Genomic DNA, 8782 nt, shown 5'->3' on the forward strand with positions numbered 1-8782 from the left:
GGTGGCTAATAACAAACATTTTAACATCTTTTTGTTCCTGTCGTTCCTGTGTATGTCTGTGGGTGCATTTGCGCAACAAAAAAAGACAGACACACTGATCATAAGAAAACAATATGAAGTGGCTGACCCTACAAGGTTCGAAGCCTATTACGACATAAAAACCGGGATGTACTATGTATATCCCAAAGTCGGAAATACCATAACAGGCCCTCCCACGGCAATGTCTCCTGAAGAATATAAGGAATACATGCTTGCCACACAGACCAAGGCCTATTACAAAGAAAAATCCGATAAATATAATCTCCTGTTCAGAAAAGACAGATCTGATGCCAGAAAGAAAGGTCTCATTCCGTCATTACTCATCAACAACAAACTGTTTGAAACCATATTCGGAGGTAATAAAATTGAAATTATTCCTTCAGGATATGCATCAATAGATTTTGCAGGATTGTATCAGAAGATTGATAACCCAATGATCCTGCCACAAAACAGAACCAGTTTTACCTTTGATATCGATCAGAGAATCCAGTTGGGGTTATTAGGTAAAGTTGGAGAAAATCTGCAGCTAAAAGCCAATTATGATACCCAAAGTGGATTTGCCTTTGAAAACAGGATGAATCTCGTCTGGCAGTCAAAAGGAAGCTGGAAAGACTTACAAAATAAAGGTCTCGGAAATGTAGATAAACCAAGCGAAGGAGGAGAAGATAAAATCATCAAAAGAGTTGAATTTGGTAACGTGAATATGCCACTTTCAACCAGCCTGATTCGTGGTTCACAATCTTTGTTTGGGGTTAAAGCAGAATTTCAGCTGGGAAAAACTTTTGGAACCGTTGTCCTCTCACAGCAACAAGGAGAAGCCAGGAATATTGTAGTACAAGGAGGGGGTGTAATGAACAACTTTAAAGTCAATGCCATTGATTACGAAGAAAATCAGCACTTCTTTTTAGGACACTATTTCCTTAATAAATATGATGATGCCCTGTTGAACTATCCTCAGATTAATTCTACTATTAATATTACCAGAATGGAAGTATGGGTACTGGATCAGGGGAATAGTAATCTGGCGTATCAGAAGAGTATCATTGGGATCAGGGATTTGGGAGAAGGTGCAGGCGGTGCAATATTGCCTGAGAACTCTCTGAATGGACTATATGATGATATTTCAGCTGCCATAGGAACAAGAGAGGCCGGTAAGAACTATGTATCCCTTCTACAGGGCAAAACTTTTGCGGGAGGTACTGAGCCATATGAAAATGACGAACATTTTATCGTCAATACAAAAGCAAGAAAGCTAAATTCAAATGAATTTATATTTCAACCTCAATTAGGATACATTTCATTAAATCAAAAACTTAACGATAATCAGCTTTTAGCTGTTTCGTATTCCTATACGGTTAGCGGGAGTAGTAAGATATACAAAGTAGGGGAGTTTTCTGAGGAAAGCCCGGTGTTGGTTACCAAAGTATTGAGGGTCAATAACAAGGTAAATACAGCCTCTCCGATGTGGAAGCTGATGATGAAGAACGTATATTCTTTAGATGCCGGTCAGGTATCACCGGACGGGTTTATTCTGAATGTATTTTACAGGGATCAGAAAACAGGAGGTAAAGTAAACTATCTCCCGGATACTCCTGTAAAAGATCTGAATCTATTGAAACTATTCAATTGGGACCGCCTCAATATGAATGGAGATATTCAGAACAATAAGGATGGTACTAAAGGAGATGGCGTCTTCGATTTTGTCAATGGAATAACAATCAGACCGGAAAACGGACGGGTGATCTTTACCAAAGTTCAGCCATTCGGGGATTTTATGCAAAGTGCTTTGGGAAGTAACGATCCTAAATATGTTCTGCATGATATATATGATAAAATAAAACCTGCCTCCAATCAATCAGCTGTACCTCAATGGTATACGATTGAAGGACGATACAAAGGAGTTCAGGGACAGGGAATCTCTCTGGGTGCTGTCAACGTACCCCAAGGATCCGTAAAGGTTTCGGCTAATGGAGTACAACTTTCTGAAGGGGTAGACTATACTGTAGATTATATGCTGGGTACCGTAACGATCATCAATGAGAATGTAAAACAATCCGGACAGGCTATCAATATCTCATTAGAAAACCAGCTGACATTTAATACCCAGCGAAAAAGATTCCTGGGATTAAATTTAGAAAGAAGGTTTAATGAACACCTTATCTTAGGAGGGACGGTAATCAATTATTCAGAATCCCCGCTTACCCAGAAAGTGAACTTTGGGCAGGAAGCTGTAAATAATACAATGGCAGGAATCAACTTAATGTATAACAATCAGGCACCGTTCCTGACAAGGTTTACAGATAAACTTCCATTAATTAAAACAGAGGCTCCATCCAATATCAACTTTAAAATGGAAGGTGCTTATTTACTTCCGGGACTTAATAAAGGAACCAACAACCAGTCTTATATTGATGACTTTGAGCAGACCACTTCTAAAATATCATTAAAAGAACCTGCAGCATGGAGCCTGGCATCAAAGCCGGAAAAAAATACGGCGCCACCATTCAATACTCCTCCGGGCAACGATGATATAACAAGTGGCTACGGAAGAGGATTATTATCATGGTATACTATTGATCCGAGATTCTGGAACGTGGGAGGAAGATCACCTGCGGGAATTACACCACAGTCTGTTTCCAACCATGCTTCAAGAAGAGTACAGACTTCTGAAATTTTTAACAACAGAGACTTTGTAGCAGGAGAACAAACTTATACCAATACATTTGATATTTCTTATTATCCTAAAGAAAGAGGACCTTATAACGTGAATGCAGCAACAGAGCAGGCACAAAGCAGATGGGCAGGGATTATGAGACCGATCAGCGTTCCTAATTTCGTGAGTTCAAATATTGAATACGTTGAATTCTGGATGATGGACCCTTATGCGGATGGAAAGATCTTAGGAGATGACCCTAAACTTTTACTACAGTTAGGAAATGTTTCTGAAGATGTTTTGAAGGATGGAAAAATGTTGTATGAAAACGGACTTCCAATCCCGGGAACTCAATCCTCTACAACGACTTCAAATTGGGGCGTGCAGCCAAAACAGCCCCCTATTTTATATGCCTTCTCTAGTGAAGGAGATGACAGAAAAAGACAGGATGTCGGATATGATGGATTAAGCTCTGATCAGGAATCAATGAAATTCGGAAATACGTTTGTAAATCCGGTAACGAATATTGTAGACCCTGCGGTAGATGACTTCGTATTTTATATGTCGGATAAATTTACAGGAAATCAGGCATCTTCACTTATTGAAAGATACAAGTATTTCAGAAACCCGGATGGAAACTCTGAAGCCAACTCTCTCAATGTTTCTTCACAGACTCCGGATGCAGAAGATATCAACAGAGATTATAACCTGGATCAGACAGAAAGTTATAATCAATATTCTATAAGTCTAAAGCAACAAGATCTGGTATTAGGAACGAGTAATAATATTGTCGATGTAAAAACCGTAAAAGCGAACTTCCAAAACGGACAATCTGCTGATGTAAAATGGTTCTTATTCAGAATACCGGTTTCTGCATATGATGCGGACCAGGGAACAGCTCAGCCTTCTGTATTAAATAATGTAAGATTTGCAAGATTGATGCTGACAGGGTTTGAACAAACTTCTACCATAAGATTCGGAACCATGGATTTGGTACGATCCGATTGGAGAAAATATCCCAATAACCTTGCTCTTTATCGAATAAAGCAAGGGGGAACTGGTGGTGAGATTGTAGACCCTGCTTTAAATGAAGGAAGTACAGAGCTCATTACAAGCGACCTTAAACTTGAAGTAGGAAGTGTAAATATTGAAGAAAATGCGTTCAATAAGCCTCCATATGTATTGCCTCCTGGGATTGATCGTCAGGTATTGAGCGGGAATGCCGGAGCACAAAGACAAAATGAAGGTTCGTTGTATATGAAAACCACTGATCTTCCTAGTGGAGAGTCAAGAGGTGTTTTCAAAAATACAACGTTGGATATGAGACGATATAAAAAATTGAAACTTTTTGTTCATGGTCATGATCCGATTAATAGAGTTATAGGAATGGATCCTAAAACCAAATTTTTTATTCGTTTCGGAAATGATGCTGCCGACAATTATTATGAATATGAAGCGTCTTTGAAACTAACCGCCAATACAGCAACAGCTCCAATGGAAATCTGGCCAATGGAGAATGAAGTAGACTTGGATATTCAAAATTTTGTGGATGCAAAGATCAGAAGAGACAAAACTAATTCTGACAAAATTACACAAAGAGTACTTGATGATGTTTTTGGAGGTGGTGATAATGCAAAAAAAATCTATATCAAAGGTCGTCCAAGTTTAGGTAATGTGAACACAATAGTGATTGGTATCAGAAATGGAGAAGTAAGCGGAGGAATCGGAGGATCAATAAGCAGAATACTTTGGGTCAACGAAATTCGTCTATCTGAAATTGAAAACGATGGAGGGTATGCAGGAAATGCCAGTTTAAACTTTAATATGGGAGATTTTGCAACCGTAAATGCCAATGCTTCTTATACATCGGTTGGTTTTGGAAATATAGATTCAAAACCTGCAGAGAGAAATCAATCTACACAGTCTGCATTCAGTATTAATACTTCAATTAATGTAGATAAGCTTCTTCCGGAAAAAACAGGAATTAAAATTCCTTTAAACTATTCCTACTCACAAACGATAGAAGATCCGAAATACAACCCACTGGATACGGACGTAGAATTCAGCAAAGCACCCAACAGAGAACAACTGAAAAAGGTGGCCAGAACATACACCCAGCAAAGAAGTATCGGTGTTGTTAATATGCGTAAAGAAAGAGTGAATCAAAATAAAAAACCTAAGTTCTACGATATTGAAAACGTTTCGGTGACTGCGGTATATAATGATGATTACTTCAGAGATATTTATACAAAGAAAAACTACAGACAATATTTGAGAGGGTTTATTGATTACAACTACACATTCAAACCGTGGGTGGTAAAGCCTTTCAATAAAATGATCAGCGATACGGCAAAATCGACCAAGTATCTGAGATGGGTAAAAGAATTCAACTTTAATCCTGTTCCTACAAGATTATCTTTCAGAACAGAGATTGACAGAAATTATAATGAACTTGAATTTAGAAATGTACAGGCGATCTTAGGAGGGGACATGATGAGCAGTTTTGATGCCATCAGGAACAGAAATTTCTACTTTGGATGGCAGTACGGATTAGGGTTTAATTTCACCAAATCATTAAAACTGGAAATCAATTCTGCCACAAGAACCCTGAATGACAATATGGATGTCAATTCAATGGACAGTAAATCAATTTTCGGAAATGTATTCAGAGCGGGAAGACCGGTACTGTATAACCACAGAGTACAGTTAAACTATAAACTGCCATTCCAGTATCTTCCGTATATGGACTTTATTGATGCAGAATTAGGCTATGGATTTACCTACAACTGGAATGCAAGATCTACAGCCTTACTTTCAAGTCCTGAAGGAAGTTTGGGATCAATAGGTCAGAATACCAATGTCATTCAGGCAACGGCTTCAGCAGATCTTCCTAAGTTCTTTGGTCAGTTTAATTATTTTAAAAATATCAATGCCAAACTTCAGAAGAGAAAACAGGAGATGGATTCTTTAAACAATGTGTATACCAAGCAGTGGGAAAAGAACAGATACAGGTACAAGAAATATAAATTCAAAAACAAGCTTTCTATACCACAAAGTATAGCATTCTTTATGACTTCGTTCAAGCAGTTGAATGTCAATTATAATGAAACGAATGGGACCGTACTTCCCGGATTAATTTCAGCTCCGAACTGGTACGGGTATGGACAGACATTAGGCGGACCTACCATTGGATTCTTGCTAGGCTCACAGGCTGATATCAGAAGAACTGTAATGGAAAATGGCTGGGTAAGCGATTCCAAATATATGACCGATCCATATGTCAGGATGTCAACCAAAGAATTAAGGGCAGACTTACAGATGATGCCGATGAATGATCTGCGTATTGACTTCAATGCATTACATACTTATAACAGTAACTTTACACAGAGCGGATTTAATTATATGAATGGAGGTGTTTCAAATCCTGACTTTACCTTTGCGAATGAGATGATCACCTATTCCAATTCGACCATGTTGTTGAGTACATCCTTTAAAGATGGACAGGAGGTATATCAGGCACTTAAGGACAATGCGATAGCATTTTCACAACAATTAGGTGGACCGGGTGCAGTTCTTGACAATAATGGATACGCTAAAGGGTACAGCATAGCCAATGCTTATGTATTGATTCCTGCATTCAGAGCAGCCATGGAAGGAAAATCTGTAAACCCGATAGGTAATCCTAGAAAATCAGGATTCCCGTTACCCAACTGGAGAATTACCTATTCAGGATTGAAAAATATCCCACTCATTAGCGGGCAGTTTACCAAGTTTGATATTTTACATGGATATACAGCAACGTATACGGCAACCGGAATCCAGAGAAATGTTGATTATCATGACAACCCGAATGGATTCTATCAGTCAGTGGATGCATCCGGTGCTGTAGTTAAAGGAGGTGGAGATAAAATTAATCCTTACACATTTGCTCAGGTTGGATATGTAGAATCATTCTCACCACTGATCGGAATTGATGTGACCATGAGAAACAATATGCAGTTCGGGATCCAGTATAATAAAAACAGGATGATGGTCCTTGGATTGGTGAACAGTACCCTTACAGAAGACTCCAATACAGAATATGTAGTAAGACTAGGATACATTGTCCGAAACTTCAGATTAGGAACAGCCAATATCAGGGGAAGGGGAACCAGAGGTAAAGGAAGCGACCTTAACATCAGAGGGGATATTGCCTTAAGAGACAGCAGAACCTCCATTATGAACATCCTGTTGAATGATTCTCAGGTGACAGGAGGGCAAAGGCTTTTAAACATTAAGCTTTCTGCCGATTATAATGTTTCTGAAAACCTGAATCTGAGAGTATTCTATGAACAAATGACCTCGAAATATAAAATTTCAACGGCATTCCCGCTATCTACAATCAGAGCAGGTATTTCTGCCACATTTACATTTGGCGAATCCGGAGGCGGATTCTAAAAATGAAATAAATTAAAAGTCCTTCAATTCTTAGAAGGACTTTTTTTATATCCAATATTTGAAGCTACTATATTTTTGAATACATTTGTACAAATAAAAATTAAAAAATGAACACACCATCAGAATTAAAGTACACCAAAGATCACGAATGGATCAAGATTGAAGGTAATGTAGCTACAATCGGTATTACAGACTTCGCACAAGGAGAGCTTGGAGATATCGTTTACGTAGATGTAGATACTGTAGATGATGATCTTAATGGCGGAGATGTTTTCGGAAGTGTAGAAGCAGTAAAAACTGTTTCAGACTTATTCTTACCGATTGCTGGAAAAGTAACTCAATTCAATTCAGATTTGGAAGACCAGCCTGAGCTATTGAATACAGATCCTTATGGAGACGGATGGATTATTAAATTAGAACTTGCTGATGGTGCAGATTTGTCTGAATTACTTTCTGCTGAAGAATATCAGGCTATCATTGGATAAAATTTCAAAAATATTTAGTAAGATTTTGCCCATTTATTGGGCATTTCTTACTTATATGCTTCTCAAGCCCGGGGAGGAGAACCACGAATACTGGTTCATGTTCAGCGGAATTGATAAAGTTTTACATTTCTGCATCTTTGCAGCTTTGGGATTCTCTTTCATTGCGACTTTTCCCAGAATAAAATTCTCCTACTTTTTTCAGATCGTGCTTATCTATGCTTTCCTCACCGAAATCTTACAGGAAGAAATGGGACTGGGAAGATCTATGGAGACCCTTGATATTGTAGCAGACACTATCGGGTGCCTTATAGGATACTTTACCTATAAGTTTTTGGTTAAACACTTTTTCTGATCAACTTATATTATCTATTTCCCAACACAAATTCTCTCCAACTCTCAAATGTATTCAGGAGCTATTTCCCGCTATCCACTCCTACTCCTCGCGCCAGTGCGCTCCACAGCCAGAACCCTCCGGCTCTCCAATCCCTGCTGCGGGGTATCCGTTACTATCGGGGCTAGGAGAATGGAAAGTTGAAAATTGAAAGTTGAAAATGGAAACTTGAAAATGGGTTTGCGCTCAACAGAAAATAATGTACTCCTCTATGTCAATCCATACAATCATTGGGAAAAATCTACTTCAATAGGAGCGGGCTTCAGCCCGCTCAATAAATAATTACCCCTCATCCGGCTTTAGCCCAAACTTAAAAATCCTTCCACGCCTATCATGTAACTTGTCCTCTCGTACGGATCCATCCCATGGATCTATTCTTACCTTCTCTTATATAATATATATACACTATCCATTATCATCCGTGCAAATCTGCGCAATCAGTGGGAGAAATCTACTTCAATAGGAGCGGGCTTTAGCCCGCTCAATAAATAACCACCCCTCATTAGGCTTCAGCCCAAACTTAAAAGTCCGTCCGCACGCCTATCATGTAGCTTATCATCCCGTAGAGATCTCTACTTCGTTATTCCATATTTATCCTATATATATGCATACACCTTTTCCGCTGTCGAGATCCCTTCAGGATGACAAATAGAGTACTGTGTTAGAATAGTGATGAAGAAGACAAACCGAGAACAGTTTTATCAGCAATCGATCCGTATTATAATATAAGTAAACAATAAAATCCTCATTATACAGCTTCCACAGTGCTTTTAAGAC

At 38.7% G+C, this 8782-nt stretch carries 3 protein-coding genes; all 3 read left to right on the forward strand.

The annotated features are described in order from the left end of the window. The first annotated feature begins 1 nt into the window (after nucleotide 1). Complete coding sequence (sov, locus tag C1631_RS22695; RefSeq protein WP_497707253.1) at nucleotides 2-7129, forward strand: T9SS outer membrane translocon Sov/SprA; 7128 nt, start codon at nucleotides 2-4, stop codon at nucleotides 7127-7129. A gap of 107 nt (nucleotides 7130-7236) precedes the next feature. After that, nucleotides 7237-7614, forward strand: a complete 378-nt coding sequence (gcvH, locus tag C1631_RS22700; RefSeq protein WP_103247491.1) for a glycine cleavage system protein GcvH — start codon at nucleotides 7237-7239, stop codon at nucleotides 7612-7614. 25 nt (nucleotides 7615-7639) lie between these two features. Further along, nucleotides 7640-7966, forward strand: coding sequence for a VanZ family protein (locus C1631_RS22705; protein ID WP_165828358.1), 327 nt, complete (start codon nucleotides 7640-7642; stop codon nucleotides 7964-7966). Nucleotides 7967-8782: the final 816 nt, after the last annotated feature.

Origin of the sequence: Chryseobacterium phosphatilyticum (assembly GCF_002899825.2) — a bacterium.
Taxonomy (GTDB): Bacteria; Bacteroidota; Bacteroidia; order Flavobacteriales; family Weeksellaceae; genus Chryseobacterium; species Chryseobacterium phosphatilyticum.

What these genes read in the sequence shown, in the direction of transcription:
- gcvH (WP_103247491.1), top strand. Translation starts at nt 7,237, where the DNA reads ATGAACACACCATCAGAATTAAAGTACACCAAAGATCACGAATGGATC.